Origin of the sequence: Citrobacter sp. wls615 (genome assembly GCF_005281355.1) — a bacterium.
GTDB classification, from domain to species: domain Bacteria; phylum Pseudomonadota; class Gammaproteobacteria; order Enterobacterales; family Enterobacteriaceae; genus Citrobacter; species Citrobacter werkmanii.
On the sequence record NZ_SZXM01000039.1, the window covers coordinates 1 to 377 of the forward strand.

The 377-nt window shown below is 54.4% G+C and carries 1 protein-coding gene; it reads left to right on the forward strand.

The window, feature by feature from the left end:
- Positions 1-377 (forward strand): MFS transporter (locus tag FDX04_RS12190; RefSeq protein WP_137371004.1); only part of this gene is annotated, 377 nt, incomplete at both ends.

Consider the following 377-nt stretch of genomic DNA (forward strand, 5'->3'; position numbering starts at 1 on the left):
CGCTTTATGCTGGGCTTCTCGGAAGCGCCGTCCTTCCCGGCGAACGCCCGTATTGTGGCGGCCTGGTTCCCGACGAAAGAGCGCGGTACGGCATCTGCGATTTTTAACTCCGCACAATATTTCTCTCTGGCGCTGTTTTCGCCGCTGCTGGGCTGGCTGACCTTTGCCTGGGGCTGGGAGCACGTATTTACCGTGATGGGCGTTATCGGTTTTGTGCTCACCGGCCTGTGGGTAAAGTTTATTCATAACCCAACCGATCACCCGCGTATGTCGCAGGAAGAGCTGAAGTTTATCTCTGAAAACGGCGCGGTCGTGGATATGGACCATAAAAAGCCCGGCGATGTGAAATCAGGTGGTCCTAAACTGCATTATATCAA